This is a genomic window from Gorillibacterium sp. sgz306347, from assembly GCF_059735245.1.
On the sequence record NZ_JCAPET010000010.1, the window covers coordinates 1 to 20865 of the forward strand.

Here is a 20865-nt window from a genome sequence, read left to right on the forward strand (position 1 = left end):
CACGGCATAGCCAAAAAATCCACCTGAAATAACGCAACTTTATTTTCATTTTCTGTGGTACCCGCCAGGGCATGGGTGGCTAACGGTTGCCACGAAGCCGGTGCTTATTTGGGTTAAAACCGGGCCGAACCAAGCAAAAAAGCGGGAAATAGCCGCTGTGGCACCCGTTAGATTTTGCAAACACTCTTTTGGGGCCAAATAGCCGCTGTGGCAACCGTTAGAGTAACCGCTTCGCCGCTTCGAACAAAATGCAGAGTTCTGCCCGCCGTCCACCATGGATTTTGAAATGCAGGCAACTTGGTGCCGTGCTGGACCGTTATTTAGGGAGAAAACGAAATTTCCCGGAGAGGCGATCCTTATGCGGCAAGAAGAAATGATTCCCGGCGAAAGCTTTGACAAAATCGCTCTGGACTATGATTTTATGGCTTCCGTGTTTGACCGCTACGATTTTTTTATGGACCATTTGTCCCGCCGGAAAGAGCGGGCGCTGGACATCGGATGCGGTTCCGGACGGCTGGCCCGGCAGTTGGCCATGCGGTACCGGGAAGTGGTCGGCATCGACATATCCGAATCCATGCTGGCGATCGCGATGGAATACCACAAGGCGCCTCACGTGGCTTTTTTGCGAAAGGATGCACGGGAGCTTGATTTTGCTCTCCCGTTTGACCTGATTGTCAGCCGGACGACCTTCCATCATCTCACCGACGACCTTCCCGCCATCCTGGGCCGGATGAAGGAATTAACCCGCCCGGGCGGAACAATCGCGGTGCTGGATAACGTCTCCGAGAAGGAAACACCCGCTCGGGCGGGGTACGTGTTGGGCGCGATACGCGATTTTTTGCCCGATGCCAAAACCTACGGCTACCGCAACGCGGCAAGAGCCTTCCGCTTCCGTACTTCCACTCCATGGCTTGACCACTTGGCCTCCGATCGTTACTTGTCCGAGGAAGGCTTCCGCCGGTTGTACGGCGAGCATCTGCCCGGCTGCAAGTTTTACTCGTTCGGCTGGTGCATGGGAGCGGTTTGGGTAAAGCCGGAAGCGGAGGAGCGGTAAGCCAAAACGCCCGCTCCGATGGCGCTCCGCACGCCTCGTCCAAGGACGGCTCCCCCGGCGGACGCACGCTCCCTCGTCCAAGGAAGGCTCCCCGGCGGACGCACGCTCCCCCGTCCAAGGGCGGCTCCCCCGGCGGACGCACTTTCTCCCCCGTCCAAGGGCGGCCCCCCCGGCGGACGCACTTTCTCCCTCGTCCAAGGACGGCTCCCCCGGCGGACGCACGCTCCCTCGTCCAAGGAAGGCTCCCCGGCGGACGCACGCTCCCCCGTCCAAGGGCGGCTCCCCCGGCGGTCCGCACGCTCCCTCGTCCAAGGAAGGCTCCCCCGGTTTGGCCGCAAGCACTCCCGCCCGGCAGCCCTCAACCGGCATGTGCGCGCAAACAACCAAAAAGCCCCGCATGACCGGATTTGCAAAATCCGTTCATACGAGGCTTTCCTTATGCCGACTTTGGCGCGGGTCAGATCTTCTCCGGCGCCTGGAGTCCGATCAGCTTCAGTCCGTTGGCGATCGTGATGCGGACGCATTCCACGAGCGCAAGACGCGCGGCACGGAGCGCCGTGTCGTCGACCAGAATCGGACACTCGTGGTAAAAGCGGTTGAACGCCTGCGCCACGTCAACCAGGTAACGGCTGATGATGGACGGCTCCAGCTTGTTCATGGCCTGCTCAATCCGCTCGCCGAAACGCGCCAGCTCGGCCAGTACGCCGAGGGCCTCCGGGTTTTGCAAAAGCGCAGGGTCGATCTGGGCCGTAGGCGCGGAAGTACCGGCATCGGCCGCCGCGGCTTTGCGCAGCACGCTGCAGGCACGGGCATGGGTGTACTGGACGTACGGGCCCGATTCGCCCTCGAAATTCAGCGCTTCTTCCCAGGAGAACACGATGTCCTTGATCCGGTTGGCATAAAGGTCGCTGAAAATGATCGCGCCGACGCCAACCTGGCGGGCCACCTCTTCCTTGTTCTCCATGTTCGGATTCTTTGCTTCGATGATCTCACGCGTTTTGTCGATCGCCTGCAGAAGCAGGTCCTCCAGCTTGACGACGTTGCCTTTGCGGGTAGACAGGCTCATGCCCTCAAGGCTTACGCGGCCAAACGGGACGTGCACCATGTCCGCCGCCCACTCGTAGCCCATCAGCTCGACGATTTTGAACAGCTGTTGAAAATGCAGGTTCTGCGCATAGTCCGTCACATACACGGCTTTGACGAAATCGTAGGTTTTCTTCCGGTAAAGCGCCGCCGCTACGTCGCGCGTATGGTACAGGGAGCTGCCGTCTTTTTTCAGCATGAGGGCGGGCGACATGTTGTAATCGTCCAGACGGACCAGCATCGCGCCGTCGTCCTCTTCCAGCAGGTTCTTATCCTTCAGCTCGGCGATTACCGGAGCCATTTTGTCGTTGTAAAAGCTCTCGCCGGCGAACGACTCGAAGCTGACGCCGAGGAGATCGTATATTTTCTTGAACTCGGCCAGGCTGATTTCAACGAACCACTTCCAAAGCCGGATCGCTTCCTCGTCCCCCTGCTCGATGCGGACAAACCAGGAGCGCGCTTCCTCTTCCATCGCCGGCTCTATCTCCGCTTCGTCGTGGAATTTCACGTACAAGCGCAAAAGCTCATCGATCCCCTGCTCCTCCACCCGCGCGGCATCGCCCCATCTTTGGTAGGCGACGATCAGTTTGCCGAACTGCGTGCCCCAGTCCCCGAGGTGGTTGACGCCGATGACGTTATAGCCGAGAAAGGTGAAAATCTGTTTGATCGCGTTGCCGATAACCGTCGAGCGGAGATGGCCGATATGAAACGGCTTGGCGATGTTCGGAGAAGAGTAGTCGATGACGATGTTTTTGCCTTCTCCCTGCGTGCTGGAGCCGTAACGGGCGCCCAGCCGCAAAATCTCCTCCACCTGCTCCGAGACAAAACGCTTTTTGTCCAGGTAAATGTTCAGGTAGCCGGACACCGAATCCGCCTTCTCGATGGCTTCATGCCGCAGCTGTTCCTTGAGTCCGTCGGCGATGGCCTGCGGCGATTTGCGCAGTGCCTTGCTCAGCTTGAAGCAGGGCAGGGACAGGTCCCCCATCTCCGGATTGGGCGGATATTCCAGCAGCTCGACGACCGCTTGGGCATCCAGGCCTTCCACGGCGTTTGCGATGAGCTCTCCGATCAATGTCTTATAGCGGTTCATACATCCATTCTCCTTTTCTCAAAACGGTCAATAAACAAGAAAACACCCCGTATGGGGTGCCCTCGATGTTATGTAGTTGGTGCGGTCGAGAGGACTTGAACCTCCACGGCTGTTACACCACTAGAACCTGAATCTAGCGCGTCTGCCAATTCCGCCACGACCGCATGCACCGCTTGCTGCCCCGCTGTTACCCGATGACATCTCTTGCGGACAAAAAGTAATATAACACGCCCGCCAAACCGATGTCAAACTCTTTTTTGCAAATCGCTTGCGTTCTGCTTTCATCTGTAATACAATGGAAACAAACATACGAACGGAGGTTCGCATCCATGGCAATGAACGCGATCGACCTGACCCGTCCCCCCGTTACCGCCAATTCCGAGCGCGTGCTCGTGAAGCAATATATGCTGCTGCCCATCCTGCTTGCCATGCTGCAGCGGGATCTGGACACGATCCGCCAATCTTCCTTGCGGATCAGTCTGCCTCCGGTCGTCGTCATCCAGCGGACGATGGACGCCGTGCGCGAAGACTTCGGACGCATCCGCCAGCGCCTAGGCCTGGCCGGCATCCGCATCTATTCCGAAGACAAGAACGCCGAAGGCGTCACCTGCAAGTACGTCTGCCGCGGGTACCACGAGGTGTTTTCCATGGCCCGCAGCGAGGTTTCCACCGAGATCAGCCTCCTGGCCGGCCGGTATGTCGACACGAAAGCGGAGCCCAGCGAATAAGCGGCACGGCTGCCGGTTAATTTGAATTGGATTCCTCCGCATCCCTTGGCAGGTCCCAAGGCTGGATGCGATATTCCCGCCCCAGCTTCAGAATTTTGCGGTTCAGCTTTTTGATGACTACATGGCTGTCGTCCCAAGCCATCACATAGCCTTTCACATCGTTGGCCGGATCCGCGTCCCGGATGACACGAACCTTCGTGCCGTCCAGCCGGAACCGGTCCAACTTTTCTTCGCTCATCATGCGCTTTCCCGTCCCTCCCTCTTTTGCTGCCGCCTTTCCTGCGGCGAACTGTCCCTTCATTATAATCGTTTTGTCCCTTGACTTTCATCTTTTGCTTTTCGTATGATGAAACCATCAAACCCAAAGGGGAAATTTTGATGTCGGTGTATGTTCTTAACCTGTGAATTTCATAACGGATTGACCCTCGCATGCTCTTGATCGAAGCCGCGCCTACAGGCGGCTTGGTTTGGTGCGTCTGATTCGGGTCAGCCAACACGGTTAAGAACAGCTGAAATCACCCCGCCCGGGAACCTTCCGAGGAGATGAAGCCGTGCTGCCGCACGGTTTTTTTGCGTTCTCCGCTCGCCTTCCGATCTTCGACAAAAGACGGGGGCCGCGGCAGGACGCACACGAAGGCTCGCCCGGTCCGTCTCCGAGGACGGACCGTCCGCCTTCTCTCCGGCCGGAAGCACTCCCGATTTAAGGGCAAAGAGTGACGTAGCTTACGTTCGCTCTTTGCCCTTTTTATTTTGACCAAACCAGGAGGTACCCCATGAATCCCGAAACGTTTACCACCCTTGGCTATGACCGCATCAAGGCGTCCATCGCGGAATTTGCCGTTACGTTCGCCGGCCGCCGGCAGGCCGAAGACCTTCAGCCTGCCGATTACGCGCCCGCCATCCGGGCCCGCCTGCAGGAAGCAGATGAAGCCCGCAAAGTATGGGAGACCAGCTCCGGCCTTCCGCTTCCCACGCTGACCGGGATGGAAAGCCCCCTCGCCCTGCTGGGCAAGGGGTACTTGCTTACGGCAGCCGACCTGGGTGCGATCGCCCTTTTTATCCGGAGCTGCACCCAATGGACCGATTTTATTACCCGGAAAACCGAGCTCGCTCCCTCCTTGTCCGTCTACGCTTACTCCATGCATGACCTGCGCGCCCTGGGAGAAGCGATTGACTGGTGCATTGACCGAGGCACGATTCTGGATTCCGCCAGTCCGGAGCTTGGCAAAATTCGCAAAAAAATCCGGATCGCGGACGAGCGGATCAAGAAGCGGCTGGACGGCCTGCTCGGCAAGCACCGCGATATTTTGCAGGAAGCGCTTGTGATGAAACGCGGCGGGCATTACGTCCTTCCGGTCAAAAAGGAATTCCGCAAACGGATCGCCGGCTCCGTGCTGGATGAATCCGCGAGCGGCCAGACCGTTTACGTGGAGCCGTCGGAGCTGATTCCGCTGCAGGAGGAGCTTTCCGTTCTTCAGGCGGAAGAGGCAGTCGAGGAGCAAAAAATTCTCACCGAGCTGACTGGCTTGGCCGAGGAGCATCAAGCCGAGCTGAAGCTGAACGTGGAGACGATCGGCAACTACGACTTTATTTTCGCCAAGGGCAAATACGCCGCAAGCGTCGGCGGCCGCGCCGTCGGCATCAATGAAGAAGCGCAGGTCCGTCTCGTCAACGCGACGCACCCGCTGCTGCAGGGCGCAAAGGTCCCGCTCCAGCTGGAATTCGGCAACCGTTACCGAGCGCTTGTCATTACCGGCCCGAATACCGGGGGCAAAACAGTCGCGCTCAAAACGGTCGGCCTCCTGATCCTTATGGCGCTTTCTGGGATTCCCATCCCGGCTGCCGAGAAAAGCACCGTCCCGGTTTACACGAACATCGAGGTCGACATTGGCGACAACCAGAGCATGGATCAGTCGCTCAGCACGTTCTCTTCCCACATCCGGACGGTAATCCGCATGCTGCAAAAAGCCGATTCGCGCACCCTGGTCCTGCTTGACGAGCTGGCCAGCGGCACCGATCCAGGAGAAGGCATCGGCCTGTCCATCGCCGTACTGGAGGAGCTCTACCGGAAGGGGGCTTCCGTCATCGCGACGACCCATTACAACGAGATCAAGCGGTTTGCCGACCGCACACCCGGTTTCGAAAACGCCCGGATGGAGTTCGACCCGGAAACGCTCCAGCCGCTATACCGGCTCACGGTCGGCGAAGCGGGCAGCAGCTACGCGTTCCTGATCGCGCTCCGGCTCGGCATCGACCCGCGCATTGTAGACCGGGCCCGGGAAGTCACAAGCGGAGCGGCCTCTCCGTTTGAGCGGATGGAGGAGGAGCCCTCCGAAGAAGGCGGGCATCCGGAAACCGGCAAGCCGATTGAGCATGCGGCTTCCGCCGGCCTCGCTGCACCGGAAGGAAACGGAGGCCAGCCCGCTTCGCCTTCCCGCCAACGCGCGAAGCGCGAGCATCCCAAGCCGGGAGGCAATTCCTCCGCCGGCGGCGACGGACAGCCGAACTCCGGGGGCCAACCCGGGAACGGGGAGGCGGAAAGCCCGGAAGGCGGCCCGCCTGCCGGACAGCGCTTCAAAACCGGCGACCTGGTCTTCGTACCGTATCTCAAAAAACCGGGGGTGGTGTACCGGGAAGAAGACGAGCGGGGCAACCTGATTCTGTTGATCCAGAAAGAGAAAGTCCGGGTCAACCGCAAACGGCTGAAGCCCTATATCGACCGGAAGCATCTTTATCCCGCCGACTACGACATGGATATCGTGTTTGAATCCAAGGAAAACCGGAAAAAACGAAAGCTTCTGAGCCGTAAGCACGCGGAAGGAGTAACCATTGAAACTCCGGAAGACGAGCTGCGGTAGCGGTAGAACCGTCGGCCGGCGGCTTACGGCATGGCAATGAACAAACAGCAAAAAACCCGGCCGCCAAGCGGCCGGGTTTTATCTATAAGAGACGTGGCGTTATCCGACATGTTCCTTGCTGTCATTGGTCTCATACCAGCAATCCAGCACCGTACCGGACATAACCTGGCTGTCGATGTACTCGACCTGCTTTGCGGAAAACTGCTCCTGCCAGACGATATCCAGTTCCTTGCACAATTTGACGATGGTCAGCAGTTCAGACCAGGCGACATACCGTTTGTACCAGAAAAACTGGGGATGTTCGATCATGTATGGATACAGATCGTCGAAGTCCGTGTGTTTGCAATCCAGGGCCCGCTCGAAATGCACCTTGGCATCCTGCAGTTTGGAGATCATGTACTCTTCCGAGATGATTTTATCCCCCATATGTCTTTCCTCCTCTCTCTGTACCGTTCTTTCTATTATATCGGATAATGGCCTTTGGGAAAAGACGCGTTTTTCATCCGATTTTCAGAAAAACTGGTTATTTCATTCTTATTTCGCCCTGCTCCAGGCTGAGGATCGTCACCAGGGCATCGAGCCGGATGCCCAGCTCCCGGATGGAAGCGGCCCCCTGCTGGAACGCCTTCTCGACGGCAACTCCAAAGCCGGCGATTTCCGCACCCGCCTGCCCGATAATGCGGACAATGCCCCGGGCCGCGTCGCCGTTGGCGATAATGTCGTCGATGATCAATACCCGGTCTTCCGCTTTAAGCAGCGAACGGGGGATCATGATGTCCGTCACAATGCCCTTCGTAAAGGAAGGAACCCGTTCGCAATAAATATCCTCGTCCGTGGTGAGCGTCTTCTTGCGGCGCGCAAACACCATAGGAACCTTCAAATACGCGGCGGTCGCAAAAGCAATCGGAATGCCGGACGACTCGATCGTCACCACCTTCGTCACGTTCAGCTCCCGGTACCGCTCTCCGAATTCTTTTCCCATCTCCATGATCAATTCCGGATCCACCATATGATTGAGCACCGCATCAAGCTTGAGCACCCCGCCTTGCTGCACCGTGCCTTCCCGGCGAATTCGTTCTTTCAGTTTTTCCATAGGCTTCCGTCCGCCCTCCCGTTTCTGTCCGCATCTTTTGTCTATCATAGCAAACTTTCGCCAAACAGGTAAAGAATTCGCATTTTCTCGGAAATGGACAGAACCGGTACGGTTTTTTCGGCAAAAACGGAACTTTTTCGTCTTTCGGACCGTCTATATAAAGAAGATGATTTTTCGTTCGCTCTGGAACAGACAACGGAAAGGATGTGCCGGATGAAACGCACCATAAGCCGCTGGATGCCCGGCATACTTGCCGTGGGTCTGGCCGTCGTCATCGGCTTTGCCGCCGGCTACCTCGTCTCCCCCGGCGCGGCTCCGAAGCAAGAACCGGCTCCGTCCGGCGGAAACCAGTCCGCGGAGGCCCTGCATTCCAAACCCGACAGCAACGAAGCTCCGTTCAGCAAACCCGTTCCGACCCCCGAAGCGGACAGCGCGCCTTCGATCGAATATTCCGCGGACAAGCCCGTGCTGATGTCGCTGGGAATTGCGGATGGGCTGGAAGACGTCACCGGCCGGTATGGAGAGCCGTACCGCCGCTATACGATGAACGAGCCAAGCGACCCGCTGACCGTCTACGACTATTCCCAGTTCTTTGTCGGCTTCGATAAGAACAACCGCGTCCGTTTTGTCGAAATCGCGGGGGTGGAGGCGGATCCCGGCCTGCGCGGCCTGCGGCTCGGCCAGTCTCCCTCCGAGGCCGTGAAGGCGCTCGGGGAGCCCGACGGCAACACCGGTTATGTCATGACGTACCAGACGGAGGACAGCGTCCTCAAGCTCGATGTGGACCCGTTGTCCGACACGATACAATCGATCAAGCTTTTTGGCCTGGACGCCTCCTGAGACGGCATTGGCCGCACCTTCACAACCAATGGAAAAGCCCTTTCGCCGCAGCCGGAACATTCCGGCTGCCCGAAGGGGCTTTTGTAGGTTATCCTGGTTTACCGGGTTGCCCCGGACAACCCGGCATGACCCGTCCCTTCCGGACATAGCTTGTTAATAGCGGCTATGCGGAAAGGAGGAGGGGTTTGATGGGAAAACGCGGCCAATCGCTGCAGGTGGCCTTCGCCTATACCGGCACCATCGTCGGAGCGGGCTTTGCTTCGGGCCAGGAAATCCTGCAATTTTTTACGCTCTCCGGCCGCTGGGCCGTGCCCGGCATTCTGGCGGCTTCTTTTCTTTTTGCCTGGCTGGGAATCCGGATCATGCTGCTGGCTCACGCAACAAAAGCGGATACCGCCGAGGCGCTGAACCGGCATCTTCTCGGACCGAAGCTCGGCACCGCGTTCAGCTGGTTTCAGGCCGTCGTGCTGATCGGCACCGCATCCGTGATGACGGCGGGGGCCGGATCGCTGTTCACCGAGCAGTTCGGGCTCCACTACCAGACCGGCGTGCTGCTCACTGTCGCCCTTGGCTACGCCGTGCTCCGAAAAGGCATGAACGGGCTGCTCGCGGTCAACGCAGTGGTGGTTCCGATGATGATTCTGTTCATCGGCCTGGTGTTCTACGCGAGCTTGGACCATCCGGCCGTTCTTAATTGGGTTTCCCTTCCGACCGAGCGTTCCCCGCTCCGTATCCTGCTTTCGCCGTTTCTATACGCGGCGTTCAATCTGGCTACCGCCCAGGCGGTTCTCGTTCCGATGGGCGCCGCGTTCGCCGACCGCAAGGTCCTGGTCCGGGGCGGCATCCTCGGCGGCGCCCTGATCGGCCTTATGCTGCTGGCCGCCCACATTGCCCTCGCCGCCCGCATGCCGGAAGCGGCCCGGGCGGAAATACCGATGGCCGGGATGCTCGGAGCCTTCCCCAAGGTGTTCGGACTGCTTTACAGCCTGGTCATCTTCGGTGAAATCTTTACCACTTTTATCGCCGACGTGTTTGGCGGAGCTGCCCAAATCCGAACCAAAGTGAACCGTTCCGCCGGTCTCGTGATTCCGGCGCTTCTGGGAGTGTGCCTGCTGGTGTCCCAGGCCGGCTTTTCCTCCCTGCTGTCTGTTCTGTACCCGCTATTCGGCGCGGTCAGCGTCGGCTGGGCCGGTCTGCTCCTGCGGAACGGCCCGCTCCCGAAACAGCCGGATCGTTAGCACGAGGCGGGTATACAGGAATGCAAAGCCGAGCAGCACAAAAACAAGCGCCGACAAAAGATAAGCGGGGTAATACGGAGGGAAGACCTCCCGGTCCCGCCAGACGGCGGTCAAATTCACCGCGAGGAACAAGACGGCAAACGCGGCGGGAAACAGCAGCAGGTAATCCAGGGCGTTCCAGCGGCCAAGCAGCCGGCGGGCTTCCCCGCGCCGGTCCGCACCCTCCGAGGCGTCGTTCCCTCTCCGTTTCCAGGCGGCAAAATACCAAGCCGTAAAGACGGCGATCGCAGTCAGGCAGAGCCCGGCGGCGACCCCGATGATAAGCAGTCCTTTGGTCATTGCAGACAGCCTCCTTGCAGTGGATTACACCTGCCGGACAGCAAGCATTCCCTCCCTAAAGACGGGTCAGAAGAAATACATACCATACGGTCAAGGCAAAGGTACAGACGGGCAGCGCCAGCAGCAGAAGCCGGAGCGCAACCGGCCCGGGAAGCGGCGTTTCCCGCCATATCGTCCGGCGAAACAAGCGCACCGCCCCGCTGACGGCTGCGGCGGCCTCTCCGGCGCCGGCGCCGTCCGGCTGCGCCGGGCCGGCGGATTTTAGCCCGACGGCGGTGCCCGGCGCCTGAATCCGGCCGGTCCGGCGGCCGATCCGGTAAGTGATTTCCCGCGTCACCGGCGGTTTTGCGGGCGGTTTTGCCATGAATGATCCCGTCCTTCGCGTGGCGCTGCCACAATTTTGATTGCAAGCATTTCTGCATGTATAATCGGCTCATACAAGTTATCGAACAAGGGAGATGGGAAGCATGAGGAAAACGGCCTTAATCACGGGAGGCGGACAGGGAATCGGACGAGCCCTCGCCATCAAATTTGCGCAGGACGGCTATGCCGTTTCCCTCTGCGACACCGACAAGGAAGCGGGCCTGGAGGTGATCCGGCATATCCGCGATCTGGGCGGCAGCGCTCTTTTTCTCCGCGTCGACGTAGCGGAGGAGGACGCCGTTCGCCGCTGGATTTCGCTCACGCGGGAGGAATTCGGCCGCATCGACGTGCTGGTGAACAATGCCGGCATCTCCCGCTCCACGCCGTTCCTCGAATTGTCGGCGGACGATTTCGACCGGGTCATCGGAGTCAATCTGCGCGGCACCTTCCTGTGCGCCCGGGAAGCGGCCAAGGTGATGAAAGAAACCGGCGGCGGGAGCATCATCAATATGTCGTCCACCCGGGCCCTCATGTCCGAGCCGGACACCGAAGCCTATTCGGCCTCCAAGGGCGGCATCCTTTCACTCACGCATGCGATGGCGGTCAGCCTCGGCCCGTCCGGCATTCGGGTCAACGCCGTCAGCCCCGGCTGGATTGAAACCGCCGACTGGCAGCTGTCCTCCCGGGCGGAAGAACCGGTCCACAGCGAGCAGGACAAGACGCAGCATCCGGTCGGCCGGGTCGGCGTGCCTTACGATATTGCGGAAATCTGCCTGTTCCTGGCCTCTCCGCAGTCGGGTTTTATCACCGGCCAAAATTTTGTGGTCGACGGCGGCATGACCGTCAAGATGATTTACGTGTAAGTCCGATTCCGACCGGCCGGGAGCGCGTCCTGCTTCGCTGCCGTCTCCCCGCCGCTTCGGGCTGTCCGTTCAGGTAGACGGAGCGTTTCCCGAGCCCGGCGGCCGTTCGACCGCCGGCTGCGCCACCGGCTCTTCTCCCGCCTCTGCCCCGGGCAAAGGCGCTTCTTCCTTCCGGTATGATTCATAGATTTTGGCGAACTGGCGGATGACCCGGTTCAGCGAGTAAGACTTCTTCGCCTTTTCCCAGCCGGCACGGGCCAGGTTGTAGCGGTAGGTCGGGTCCATAAACAGCTTCTCCAGGGCGTCGGCCAGCGCCTCCGCATCGTCCACCGGAACCAGCAGCCCGTTTCGGCCGTTCTCGATTTGCTCCGGGATGCCGCCTACGTTGGTCCCGACCACGGCCAGAAGACAAAGCGAAGCTTCCGCAAAAACGTTGCCGAACGCCTCCGCGCGGGACGGCAGAACGAAAATATCGAAGAACGGCATAAATTCTTCGGGATGGAGCATGTACCCGTAAAAGATCGTGTCCTCGTACAGGTTCAAATCGGCGGCCATCTGCTCCAGCTCCGGGCGGCTCGGGCCGTCGCCGATCATGTGGAGCACAAACGGCTTGTTCCTTTGCTTCAGCAGCGCGCAAGCGCGAAGCAGAACATCAAGCCCCTTGGCGGGCACCAGCCGGCAAACGGTGATCAGCTGCGGCACCGCGTTGTCGTGGGGAACCGGGCGGAACCGCTTCTCGTCAAACCCGTTCGGGATAATGCCGATCCGCTCCGGCTCCTGCACAAAATCCGAGAGATACTGCTTGAATGCCGAGGAAACGGTCAAAATCTGATTGACCTTGTCTTCCAGCTCCCGGTACAGCGAGGTGAGAAACGCCTGCTCCGGTCCGCCTTCGCGGATTTTGCCGTTCAGCAGCAGCTCCCTTTCATAGCTGGAGTGAATGGTGACGATCACCGGCGTATCGGGGAACGCCTCCCGCATGGCCAGCGCGGCTATCGGATGATGGGCATGGATCAAATCATACGATTCCTTCACCCGCATGCGGGTCCACCACAGATAATCCCGGTATGTCTGCATGTATTTGTCCACGATCGGATGGCCCTCGTAAGCCGTCCAATCGAAGGTGGAAAAGACGACCGTTTCCGTTCCTTTGCCGCGAATCCGCTTGGGGAGGGAGAAAAGCTCCATTTGCCATCCTTTTTTGGCCGCAAACCGCTCTTGAATGTACGGCACCATGGAAGAAACCCCGCCGGGCTGCTCCGGCGGAAAAAACAATGCTTGCAGGATGTTCATGTGGTTCCCCTTTCGGTCGTCCGCCCGTCCCGGCGCGCCTGATGCTGCGGGCTAACCGGAACGGACGCCTGTCGTATGCCTCTATTGTACCTTCCCTGCGGCGAATGTGGAAAGAGAAGTTTTTTTCGGATGCCCGCTTGCGTGTTTCCGCAGGGCTGTGCTATAGTTCTATCCAATCGATTGGAACAAAGGCTGCGAAGAGAAAGAGTACTTTGTCCGTTTCTTTTGCCAGAGAGCCCCGTCCGCTGAAAAGGGGCAAAGAAACGCCAAAGGAACATGGTCTCCGAGCCGCGCATCGAACCTCCCCGGAGAAGTAGGCTGCGCCGGAAGCTTGCGCCCGTTACCGCGCTAGGGTATAACCGCATTTTCTTGCGGCGTACCCGATAAGGTCGGCTCCGCAAGGGGCCGGTGAACCAGGGTGGTACCACGCGGGTGAATGTTCCCTCGTCCCTTCATGCCGGATTTTCGGCTGTGAAGCGGCGGGGGTTTTTTGCGTTACCCAAACCAAATCAAAGGAATGATGAACATGCCGATTCTGATCGGAGGAGCCTGGCCGTACGCCAACGGCCCGCTGCATCTGGGCCACATCGCAAGCCTGCTTCCGGGCGATATTCTTGCCCGGTATTACCGCCTCAAGGGAGAAGACGTGCTGTATGTATCGGGAAGCGACTGCCACGGCACGCCCATCGCCATCCGCGCCGAACGCGAAGGAATTGCGCCCCAGGAGGTTGCGGACCGCTACCACCGCGAGTTCGCGGAGGTTTTCCGCCGGCTCGGCTTCACCTACGACCTTTACACGCGAACCGACGAGGAGAGCCATCACCGGGTCGTGCGCGAGCTGTTTCTGGATCTTCTGGAAAAAGGTCTATTGCAAAAACGGACGGTGGACCAAACCTATTGCCCCTCCTGCGCCAAATTTTTGCCCGACCGTTACGTGGAAGGCCTTTGCCCCCGGTGCGGCCAGCCTTCGCGCGGCGATCAGTGCGAGGCCTGCTCCGCCGTGCTGGACCCCTCGGACCTGCTGGAACGCACCTGCAAGCTGTGCGGAACCGAGCCCGTTTTCCGGCCGGCCGACCATTATTACCTGATCCTCTCCAAGCTGCAAAAGGAACTGGAGGCATACGCCGCATCCGCAAGCGGATGGCGGGAAAATGCCGTCCAGCTGACGCAGCGCTATTTGCGGGAAGGCCTGCACGACCGTGCCGCCACACGCGACCTGCCCTGGGGCGTCGATGTTCCCGTGGAAGGCTTCGAGGGGAAGAAAATCTACGTCTGGATCGAGGCCGTCAGCGGGTACTATTCGGCCAGCCGAACCTGGGCGGAGCAGACCGGCAAGGACTGGCGTCCCTTCTGGAGCGAAGGGGCCGTCTCGTATTACGTACACGGCAAAGACAACATTCCGTTCCATACAGTCATTCTGCCCGCTCTGCTGCTGGGCGCAGGAAATCTCCGCTTGCCCGACCGGATCGTATCCGGCGAATACTTGACGCTGGAGGGCAAAAAAATATCGACCAGCCGCAACTGGGCCGTCTGGGCGCAGGAGCTCCTGGAACGCTACCAGCCCGATTCGATCCGGTACTTCCTTACGGCGAACGCGCCCGAAAAGCATGACGGGGATTTCAGCTGGCGCGAGTTTATCAACAGCCACAACGGCGAACTGCTTGGCGCGTTCGGCAATTTCGTCAACCGCAATCTCGCTTTTCTCATGAAATCGTATGAAGGCCGGGTACCCGAAGGCGTAATGGATGAAGAGCAGCGGGAAAAACTGGCGGGATTATACGGAAGGATCGGGGAAAAAATCGAAGCGGCGGAGCTGAAGCTTGCGCTGGAGGAAGTGTTCGCCTACGTACGGTCGTGCAACAAGTATTTCGACGAACGAAAGCCCTGGAGCGACTTCCGGGACAATCCCCGGCGGGCCGCGGATACTTTGTTTACCTGCGTGCAGATGATCGCCAACCTGTCGGTTCTGCTTTCCCCCTTCCTTCCCTTTTCCTGCGAAGCCGTTCAAGGCTTCCTGGGCATGACCGGGCCGGAATGGGCTTACAGCAGCATCCCGGCCGGAACCGCGCTCCGGGAGCCGGGCGTCTTGTTCGGCCGCATCGATCCTGCCGCCGCCGAAGAGGAAACGGCCCGGCTGGCCGCGAACAGCATCGAATAACCGGGACGGCGGAGCCGGGCATTATTTGATAAACACGCCGCCGAAGGGAATGACCTCCCGCAGAACCCGGCGGATCAGGCTTTCGTTGGACAGCTCCGCTTCCAGCTCGCGGTCGGTGGTGCCGGTCTGCATCAGAACCGTTCCGCGCCCGCGGATTTCCCATTGGTAATTCATATGCTGGCTCGCCAGGTGATTGCCGTAGACGCACATGTCCACCTTCGCGCTTTCCGGATAAGCCACCAGACAGCGGGAATCCACATAAACGGGAATCTCCGGGTCCAGCTTCATCTCGTACAGCGGCCCGCGGGAAAGAATGCCGAGCTGGCCGACGCCGGTAAACTTCATCTTCATGATTTCCCGCGTCACCAGCATGTTTTTGATTTTGAGGATGACGCTCTTCATCGAAATCCCGGAGCCGTAAAAGAGCACGCTGCGGATATCGAAAAGCAGGTCGCTTTCCCCTGTCAGCTCGATCGGCAAAAGGTAATGACCGGCGGGAAGCGCGATCACCGTTTCGGAAGGGCCGGACAGATCGGAGCGGATCAGCTTCCGCTTCCGGTACATGCCCTTCAGGTTCATGATCCGGTCCTCGCGGAGCCGGGAGGCCCCGCGGAAAGCGACGATGGTTTTGGAGTTGAGCAGGTGGAGCCGTTCTCCTTCGGCCAGCGTCAGCCGGGCTCCGTTCGCTCCGCTGTCGCTTTCTTTGTCTTGCTGGACGATCATGCCGCCCCCTCCTTTACTCGCTTGCAACCTTAATGGCGGCGCCGCAGGGCCAGCCGGGTGAACCGGCCCGCCAGGAAGGCGGCGCCGATCAAAGCGGTGGCGGTAATGACGGCGCGCCAAAGCCGCTTGTTGGCCTTTTCCTTCAGCTCGGCCGTGTTTTGCAGCTCGCTCACCGTCAGGGCCAACTGCCGGTTCTGCTCGGCCAGCTCTTTATTTTGACTCAACAGAGCCGCCTGGTCCTGCTGCAGACGCTCGGAAGCCGCCTGCGCCTCCTGCAGGCTCTGTTGGGTTTGATCGACCTGGGATTGGATTTGCTCCACGCTGTTTTCGTATTCTTCGTGGATTTCCTGGTATTTGTTTTGCAGGTTGTTGACCTTTTCGGGAAGCTGAAAAAATTCCTTGACGCGGCCGAGCGCATCCGCGCTGGCCTTACCGGGAAAAGGGAGGGTCAAGCATAAGGTGCCTGCAAGCAGCAAAAATAGGGTACGTCGGCCGGATGGTTTCATGGTTCGCGTCCTCCCCGCTATGAAATCGTCAAAAGGCGCCCGCCCGGGAATCGCCTCTCATGTATACGTATCATTACCCGTTTCGTTTCTCAAATGGCAGCATTTTTCGGCAAAGTTTGCGGATTAGCTTGCGGGGATTTTTTGCGGTACGATGGGAGAAACGGAAAAATCCCATGCAAAATTTTCGAAGGACAGGAGCTTGAAACCATGAAACGATTGCCGGACGCGTTTGTGGACCGGATAAAAAGCCAGCTCGGGCCCGAAGCGGACGCCTTCCTGGCTTCCTACGACGCCCCCCGGACATACGGTTTGCGTCGTAACCCGTTGAAAACCCGTGAAGACGATCCCGTCTGGCAGAGGCTTAAGGAGGCGTTCGGCCTGCAGCCGGTCGAATGGTGCCCGACGGGCTTCTACTACCGGGAAGACGCCCGCCCGGGCAAGAGCCCGTATCATGCCGCCGGGCTGTTCTATATTCAGGAGCCGTCGGCCATGTCGGCCGCCGAAATGCTCGACCCGCGCCCGGGCGAAACGGTGCTTGATCTGGCGGCGGCTCCCGGAGGCAAATCGACGCAAATTGCCGGAGCGCTTCAAGGACAGGGGCTCCTCGTCGCCAACGAGATTCATCCCGGACGCGCCCGCATTCTCTCGGAAAACATCGAACGGATGGGCATCCGCAACGCGGTCGTCGTCAGCATGACGCCCGATGCGCTGGCGGACCGCTTTCCCGCCTTTTTCGACCGCATCATGCTGGACGCGCCCTGCTCGGGCGAAGGCATGTTTCGCAAAGACCCGGACGCGGCGGCGGAGTGGACACCGGACGCGCCCGCGTTTTGCGCGGCCAGGCAGGGCGATATTCTGCTTCAGGCCGCCCGCATGCTGAAGCCGGGCGGGGTTCTTGCCTATTCGACCTGCACCTTTAACCGGGAGGAGAATGAGGACGCCATACGGGCGTTTCTGGCAGAACGCGACGATTTCGAATGCCTGCGGATGGAGCGGATCTGGCCGCACCGGGCGCTCGGGGAAGGGCATTTCGTCGCCCTGCTTCACCGTGCTCCGGGACCTGCGGGAGACGAAGAGCGTCGTCCGGGGCGCAAGTCCCGCGGCACCGACCGGACCGCCGCCCGCCGGACGGAAGAAGCGATGGACCGGTTCCGCGAGTTCGCGGCCCGTGCGCTTCCCGGCTTCCGTACCGGTCCCGGAAGCCCGCTGCTCTTCGGAGAGCAGCTTTACCTGCTCCCGCAGGCCTCCGGTACCGGCTTCGGGGCCGATATGCTGGAGGGCGTCAAGGCCTTGCGGCCCGGCCTTCACCTGGCCGAGCTCAAGAAGGGCCGCGTGGAGCCCGCGCATGCTCTGGCCGCCGCCCTTTCGCCGGAGGAAGCGGCCCAAACGGTCCGGCTCTCTTCCGACCAGGCGGCCGCTTACCTGCGTGGAGAAACCCTGCCGGCCGATCCCCGCCTATCCGGCTGGACGCTGGTAACGGTCGAGGGGTATTCGCTTGGTTGGGCCAAGGCAAGCGGCGGCATTCTGAAAAATCATTATCCGAAGGGGCTGCGTCTGCCCCCGGCCTGACAGCGCCGCTTATAACAAACCGCCCCCGGCGTCCGTCAAGGCTGCCGGGGGCGGTTTTATTCAGACGGGCGTACCGTTAATGCACCGGTTCATTCTCGATGACCAGCTCGTCAATCGCTTCATTTCCGTGCATAAGCGTCAGGTTAAGACCGGTATAATCCTTTTCTTTGTCGAGCTCCCGCATCAGGAGGCAAGAGATGATTTCCGCATCCTTTTCCCCGTTCTTGTCCCGGAAATCCAGAAACCCCGTCAGCCTCCGGTCGTGAATGTCAACGGTGGCGGTACCGACGGGAAGTCCGCCTCGAGATTGCTGATAAATTTCGTACGTCAACACATCCCCGTCGTCCCGCGCCAGCACCACTTCGAAATCCTCATCTACGACCGTATTCAAGTCCGCCTCGTTTTCGTCCGCCTCGATCTCCGATTCGAAAAGCAGGTCTTCGTGATCCAGCTGAACGGTTTCCAGGTATTCGTCCCCCCGTTTGTGAACCAGCGTAAAAGAGTCGACGGTGTCCTCGTCGAAATCGGACACGACCAGCCGCGTCACTCCCTCGATATCGAGGTCGTCCGGCTCCAGGTTCCAGCGTATCTCGCCGGTGACGGTCGAATGCAAAATCCGCAGCCGGGCCTCCGCCAGCCAGTTGTCCTCGTTGTCGTATATCCGGTACACCGCCCGGTCCCGCCGTTCTTCCACCAGCACCAGTTCGTAATCGTATTCGGCTCCGGTTACTTCGTCGAGAACAATTTGGTCGCTTACCCAATCGGCCTCGTCGCTGCCCAGAAATTCCGCCTCGAGGTCTTCGTCGGAAGCCAGGATATCTTCGTAGGGGCTGCGGGTCAGCAATACTTCAAACTCATCCGCCTCCAAAGCATCGGCCAGCGCACCGACGTACCGGTCCAGGAAATCCCGCACTTCGGCCATGTCGTCCCGGTCGATGGCGTCCTCCTCCACCTGAGCCGCTCCAAAGATGCGGTCTCCTTCCCGGTATACCAGTGTCAACGTACCCGCAAACGTCCCGTCCGCCATAATGTCGCAAACCTCTCCTCCGGCGGTTCGCATCACGGGCTGCAATTCGAGCTTTATGGTCGTCATATCCGCTTGTTCCCTCCCCTTCGGTGTGATCAAAGATAGGGTGCCCGAAAAAAAACGGATTATCGAAAGAGAAAACAGGCAAACGTCCATACTCTTCGTGACGTTTTTCATACTATGGAATTATCCGGCGGACGAAAGCGCCTGACGCAAAGTCAAAGCCGGATGAACATTCGGGAAAAGCAATTTCCGTTAAAAAGGAGGGCATTTCGATGACCGCAGTTGCCGGTTACGGGCAAGCCATTGGATTTGTTCTGGTTCTGTTTATCCTTCTTGTCATCATCCTGAAGGGCTCCTTTTACTAAGCCGTTCACGTTTTAACGGAGGAAGACCCGGACAAAGAAAACCGCCGCGATAAGCGGCGGTTTTTCTTTGTCTTCCGTTTATTGGCCGGCGTCCAGAATATAGCGGCGAATCGCCTGCGCGACTCCGTCCTCGGCATTGGAGCCGGTGACGACGTCCGCCTTTTCCTTGACGGCGTCCGGCGAATTGGCCATGGCTACGCCAAGCCCCGCCCATTCCAGCATTTCAATGTCGTTGTAATAATTGCCGATCGCCACAACCTCCTCGCGCGCGATGCCCATTTGCCCGCATACCTGCTTGAGCGCGTTGCCCTTCGTCGCCTCCGGGTTGATAACGTCAATGAAAAAGAGGCCGCTGCGGATTTTCCGAAGCGAACAGCCGATTTCGGGCCAATCCTTTTCAACCTGGTCCATCGCCTCCTCCGTGCCCGAAAGCGTAAACTTCACCTTCGGCTCGTCCACATGCGAGACGTCCGGAATCACCGTGGGAATCTGGGAAAACCGTTCGTACATCGCTTTCAGGTCATCCGTCAGATGCTCCACATAAAGGTCGAAAGGAGAGCACAAATCGTAGTGAATGCCCTTCTCCCGGCAGTAATCGACCAAAGGCTTCAAGTCTGCGAATTCGATGCGGAAATCGCTCAGCACCTTTCGTTCGTCGATGTCGATCACAGTCGCCCCGTTATGGGTGATCATGATCCCTTCACCGCCAAGCTTCAACTCCTCGTATACCGGCAAAGCGCTCAAGGGACCTCTTCCCGTGCAGAGCACAATGGTTGTTCCGGCCTCCGCCAGACGCTTAACCGCTTCCCGCGTCGGTTCCGTCAGCACATGATCGTCCGTGATCAACGTTCCGTCCACGTCAAGCGCGATCAGTTTACACTTCATAGCTTCTCAATCCTTCCGCTTCTTCGGTCGTCAGTTCCCGATATTGTCCGATCGGCAGCCGCTCGTCCAGCACAAGCGGCCCCATCGAAAGCCGCTTCAGATAAACGACGGTTTTTCCCACCGCCTGAAACATCCGTTTGACCTGATGAAATTTTCCTTCGTGTATCGTCAGCTCGATGCGGGCCATTTCGCCCTGCTCCGGGTTGCCTTCCGCCAAAACCTTCAGCTCGGCGGGCATGGTCACATACCCGTCTTCCAGCGCGACTCCGGCGGCAAACGCTTCCCGGTCCGTTGCCCCGACGCATCCGTTCACTTCGGCGTAATACGTTTTCGGCACATGCTTTCGCGGCGAGAGCAGCCGGTGCGCCAGCTGCCCGTCATTGGTCAGCAGAAGCAGCCCTTCGGTATCCTTGTCCAGACGGCCGACCGGAAAAAGCTCCAGGTGCGCGTATTCCTTGCCCAAAAGGTCAAGCACGGTCCGCTCCCGGTTGTCCTCCGTCGCCGAGACGACCCCCGGCGGTTTGTGGAGCATAAGGTAAACGTATTTGCGATAATGGACCGGTTCGCCGGAAACGCGGATGTCGTCCAGCTCCGGATTCACCTGCATGCCGCTGTCTTTCGCCGGACCACCGTTTACGGTAACTTGTCCGCGTTTGACCGACTCCTTGATCTCGCGCCGGGACCCGAAGCCCGCATGGGCTAATATTTTGTCCAGCCGTTCGGTCTTTTTCATCACGTTCCACCTTTTCATCCGAATATAGCAGAGGCCGGCATGAACCGGATGGAA

General features: G+C 59.3%; 20 protein-coding genes and 1 tRNA gene. 8 read left to right on the forward strand and 13 right to left on the reverse strand.

Annotated features, from left to right (window positions below; translation table 11 throughout):
• Positions 1 to 358: 358 nt before the first annotated feature.
• Entirely contained in the window at positions 359 to 1054 is a 696-nt protein-coding gene (locus AC6I6H_RS07430) for a class I SAM-dependent methyltransferase (protein WP_497953112.1), read from the forward strand.
• A 457-nt stretch (positions 1055 to 1511) separates the two neighbouring features.
• Here the strand turns inward: AC6I6H_RS07430 and argS are convergent, their stop codons facing one another.
• Both argS and AC6I6H_RS07440 read right to left on the reverse strand, forming a co-directional pair.
• Positions 1512 to 3227, reverse strand: coding sequence for an arginine--tRNA ligase (gene argS, locus AC6I6H_RS07435; RefSeq protein WP_497953113.1), 1716 nt, complete (start codon positions 3225 to 3227; stop codon positions 1512 to 1514).
• 77 nt (positions 3228 to 3304) lie between these two features.
• Positions 3305 to 3391, reverse strand: a tRNA-Leu gene (locus AC6I6H_RS07440).
• 165 nt (positions 3392 to 3556) lie between these two features.
• Between AC6I6H_RS07440 and AC6I6H_RS07445 the strand changes: the two genes are divergently transcribed.
• Positions 3557 to 3955 (forward strand): YhjD family protein, encoded by a 399-nt coding sequence (locus AC6I6H_RS07445; protein ID WP_497953114.1) that lies wholly within the window; start codon positions 3557 to 3559, stop codon positions 3953 to 3955.
• A 16-nt stretch (positions 3956 to 3971) separates the two neighbouring features.
• Here the strand turns inward: AC6I6H_RS07445 and AC6I6H_RS07450 are convergent, their stop codons facing one another.
• Positions 3972 to 4193 carry a hypothetical protein gene (locus tag AC6I6H_RS07450; RefSeq protein ID WP_497953115.1) on the reverse strand — a complete coding sequence of 74 codons (222 nt, stop codon included), beginning with the start codon at positions 4191 to 4193 and terminating at the stop codon, positions 3972 to 3974.
• A gap of 535 nt (positions 4194 to 4728) precedes the next feature.
• Here AC6I6H_RS07450 and AC6I6H_RS07455 point away from each other — a divergent pair.
• Entirely contained in the window at positions 4729 to 6813 is a 2085-nt protein-coding gene (locus AC6I6H_RS07455) for an endonuclease MutS2 (RefSeq protein WP_497953116.1), read from the forward strand.
• A gap of 99 nt (positions 6814 to 6912) precedes the next feature.
• Here AC6I6H_RS07455 and AC6I6H_RS07460 read toward each other — a convergent pair whose 3' ends face one another.
• Together AC6I6H_RS07460 and AC6I6H_RS07465 are read right to left on the reverse strand one after the other, a co-directional pair.
• Positions 6913 to 7239, reverse strand: coding sequence for a hypothetical protein (locus AC6I6H_RS07460; protein ID WP_497953117.1), 327 nt, complete (start codon positions 7237 to 7239; stop codon positions 6913 to 6915).
• Positions 7240 to 7336: 97 nt separating this feature from the next.
• Positions 7337 to 7906 carry a xanthine phosphoribosyltransferase gene (locus AC6I6H_RS07465; protein ID WP_497953118.1) on the reverse strand — a complete coding sequence of 190 codons (570 nt, stop codon included), beginning with the start codon at positions 7904 to 7906 and terminating at the stop codon, positions 7337 to 7339.
• A gap of 213 nt (positions 7907 to 8119) precedes the next feature.
• Here AC6I6H_RS07465 and AC6I6H_RS07470 point away from each other — a divergent pair, with 213 nt between their 5' ends.
• Both AC6I6H_RS07470 and AC6I6H_RS07475 read left to right on the forward strand, forming a co-directional pair.
• Positions 8120 to 8746 (forward strand): hypothetical protein, encoded by a 627-nt coding sequence (locus tag AC6I6H_RS07470; protein WP_497953119.1) that lies wholly within the window; start codon positions 8120 to 8122, stop codon positions 8744 to 8746.
• Between the two features lie 188 nt (positions 8747 to 8934).
• Positions 8935 to 9984, forward strand: a complete 1050-nt coding sequence (locus AC6I6H_RS07475) for a YkvI family membrane protein (RefSeq protein WP_497953120.1) — start codon at positions 8935 to 8937, stop codon at positions 9982 to 9984.
• Here AC6I6H_RS07475 and AC6I6H_RS07480 read toward each other — a convergent pair.
• Both AC6I6H_RS07480 and AC6I6H_RS07485 read right to left on the reverse strand, forming a co-directional pair.
• A complete protein-coding gene (locus AC6I6H_RS07480; protein ID WP_497953121.1) occupies positions 9907 to 10323 on the reverse strand; it encodes a hypothetical protein in 417 nt (138 codons plus the stop codon). The genes AC6I6H_RS07475 and AC6I6H_RS07480 overlap by 78 nt on opposite strands.
• A 55-nt stretch (positions 10324 to 10378) precedes the next feature.
• A complete protein-coding gene (locus tag AC6I6H_RS07485) occupies positions 10379 to 10687 on the reverse strand; it encodes a hypothetical protein (protein WP_497953122.1) in 309 nt (102 codons plus the stop codon).
• Between the two features lie 103 nt (positions 10688 to 10790).
• Here AC6I6H_RS07485 and AC6I6H_RS07490 point away from each other — a divergent pair, with 103 nt between their 5' ends.
• A complete protein-coding gene (locus AC6I6H_RS07490; RefSeq protein WP_497953123.1) occupies positions 10791 to 11549 on the forward strand; it encodes an SDR family NAD(P)-dependent oxidoreductase in 759 nt (252 codons plus the stop codon).
• A 69-nt stretch (positions 11550 to 11618) separates the two neighbouring features.
• Here the strand turns inward: AC6I6H_RS07490 and AC6I6H_RS07495 are convergent, their stop codons facing one another.
• Positions 11619 to 12842, reverse strand: a complete 1224-nt coding sequence (locus AC6I6H_RS07495; protein ID WP_497953124.1) for a glycosyltransferase family 4 protein — start codon at positions 12840 to 12842, stop codon at positions 11619 to 11621.
• Positions 12843 to 13368: 526 nt separating this feature from the next.
• Between AC6I6H_RS07495 and metG the strand changes: the two genes are divergently transcribed.
• Positions 13369 to 15000 carry a methionine--tRNA ligase gene (gene metG, locus AC6I6H_RS07500; RefSeq protein WP_497953225.1) on the forward strand — a complete coding sequence of 544 codons (1632 nt, stop codon included), beginning with the start codon at positions 13369 to 13371 and terminating at the stop codon, positions 14998 to 15000.
• Between the two features lie 21 nt (positions 15001 to 15021).
• Here the strand turns inward: metG and AC6I6H_RS07505 are convergent, their stop codons facing one another.
• Entirely contained in the window at positions 15022 to 15723 is a 702-nt protein-coding gene (locus tag AC6I6H_RS07505) for an AIM24 family protein (RefSeq protein WP_497953125.1), read from the reverse strand.
• A gap of 29 nt (positions 15724 to 15752) precedes the next feature.
• Positions 15753 to 16229, reverse strand: coding sequence for a hypothetical protein (locus AC6I6H_RS07510; protein WP_497953126.1), 477 nt, complete (start codon positions 16227 to 16229; stop codon positions 15753 to 15755).
• A 207-nt stretch (positions 16230 to 16436) separates the two neighbouring features.
• On the opposite strand from AC6I6H_RS07510, the gene AC6I6H_RS07515 reads away from it, so the two are divergent.
• On the forward strand, positions 16437 to 17798 hold the full coding sequence (locus AC6I6H_RS07515) for an RsmB/NOP family class I SAM-dependent RNA methyltransferase (RefSeq protein ID WP_497953127.1): 1362 nt from the start codon (positions 16437 to 16439) through the stop codon (positions 17796 to 17798).
• A gap of 76 nt (positions 17799 to 17874) precedes the next feature.
• On the opposite strand, the gene AC6I6H_RS07520 is transcribed toward AC6I6H_RS07515, so the two are convergent.
• The 3 genes from AC6I6H_RS07520 to AC6I6H_RS07530 form a co-directional block, all read right to left on the reverse strand.
• A complete protein-coding gene (locus tag AC6I6H_RS07520; RefSeq protein ID WP_497953128.1) occupies positions 17875 to 18891 on the reverse strand; it encodes a hypothetical protein in 1017 nt (338 codons plus the stop codon).
• A gap of 380 nt (positions 18892 to 19271) precedes the next feature.
• Positions 19272 to 20078, reverse strand: a complete 807-nt coding sequence (locus AC6I6H_RS07525; RefSeq protein ID WP_497953129.1) for a Cof-type HAD-IIB family hydrolase — start codon at positions 20076 to 20078, stop codon at positions 19272 to 19274.
• Positions 20068 to 20811 carry a pseudouridine synthase gene (locus tag AC6I6H_RS07530; protein ID WP_497953130.1) on the reverse strand — a complete coding sequence of 248 codons (744 nt, stop codon included), beginning with the start codon at positions 20809 to 20811 and terminating at the stop codon, positions 20068 to 20070. The genes AC6I6H_RS07525 and AC6I6H_RS07530 overlap by 11 nt, the downstream gene beginning before the upstream one ends.
• Positions 20812 to 20865 lie beyond the last annotated feature (54 nt).

Coding starts and splice junctions, on each gene's coding strand:
- AC6I6H_RS07430 (WP_497953112.1), top strand. CDS start 359: ATGCGGCAAGAAGAAATGATTCCCGGCGAAAGCTTTGACAAAATCGCT.
- argS (WP_497953113.1), bottom strand. CDS start 3,227: ATGAACCGCTATAAGACATTGATCGGAGAGCTCATCGCAAACGCCGTG.
- AC6I6H_RS07445 (WP_497953114.1), top strand. CDS start 3,557: ATGGCAATGAACGCGATCGACCTGACCCGTCCCCCCGTTACCGCCAAT.
- AC6I6H_RS07450 (WP_497953115.1), bottom strand. CDS start 4,193: ATGAGCGAAGAAAAGTTGGACCGGTTCCGGCTGGACGGCACGAAGGTT.
- AC6I6H_RS07455 (WP_497953116.1), top strand. CDS start 4,729: ATGAATCCCGAAACGTTTACCACCCTTGGCTATGACCGCATCAAGGCG.
- AC6I6H_RS07460 (WP_497953117.1), bottom strand. CDS start 7,239: ATGGGGGATAAAATCATCTCGGAAGAGTACATGATCTCCAAACTGCAG.
- AC6I6H_RS07465 (WP_497953118.1), bottom strand. CDS start 7,906: ATGGAAAAACTGAAAGAACGAATTCGCCGGGAAGGCACGGTGCAGCAA.
- AC6I6H_RS07470 (WP_497953119.1), top strand. CDS start 8,120: ATGAAACGCACCATAAGCCGCTGGATGCCCGGCATACTTGCCGTGGGT.
- AC6I6H_RS07475 (WP_497953120.1), top strand. CDS start 8,935: ATGGGAAAACGCGGCCAATCGCTGCAGGTGGCCTTCGCCTATACCGGC.
- AC6I6H_RS07480 (WP_497953121.1), bottom strand. CDS start 10,323: ATGACCAAAGGACTGCTTATCATCGGGGTCGCCGCCGGGCTCTGCCTG.
- AC6I6H_RS07485 (WP_497953122.1), bottom strand. CDS start 10,687: ATGGCAAAACCGCCCGCAAAACCGCCGGTGACGCGGGAAATCACTTAC.
- AC6I6H_RS07490 (WP_497953123.1), top strand. CDS start 10,791: ATGAGGAAAACGGCCTTAATCACGGGAGGCGGACAGGGAATCGGACGA.
- AC6I6H_RS07495 (WP_497953124.1), bottom strand. CDS start 12,842: ATGAACATCCTGCAAGCATTGTTTTTTCCGCCGGAGCAGCCCGGCGGG.
- metG (WP_497953225.1), top strand. CDS start 13,369: ATGCCGATTCTGATCGGAGGAGCCTGGCCGTACGCCAACGGCCCGCTG.
- AC6I6H_RS07505 (WP_497953125.1), bottom strand. CDS start 15,723: ATGATCGTCCAGCAAGACAAAGAAAGCGACAGCGGAGCGAACGGAGCC.
- AC6I6H_RS07510 (WP_497953126.1), bottom strand. CDS start 16,229: ATGAAACCATCCGGCCGACGTACCCTATTTTTGCTGCTTGCAGGCACC.
- AC6I6H_RS07515 (WP_497953127.1), top strand. CDS start 16,437: ATGAAACGATTGCCGGACGCGTTTGTGGACCGGATAAAAAGCCAGCTC.
- AC6I6H_RS07520 (WP_497953128.1), bottom strand. CDS start 18,891: ATGACGACCATAAAGCTCGAATTGCAGCCCGTGATGCGAACCGCCGGA.
- AC6I6H_RS07525 (WP_497953129.1), bottom strand. CDS start 20,078: ATGAAGTGTAAACTGATCGCGCTTGACGTGGACGGAACGTTGATCACG.
- AC6I6H_RS07530 (WP_497953130.1), bottom strand. CDS start 20,811: ATGAAAAAGACCGAACGGCTGGACAAAATATTAGCCCATGCGGGCTTC.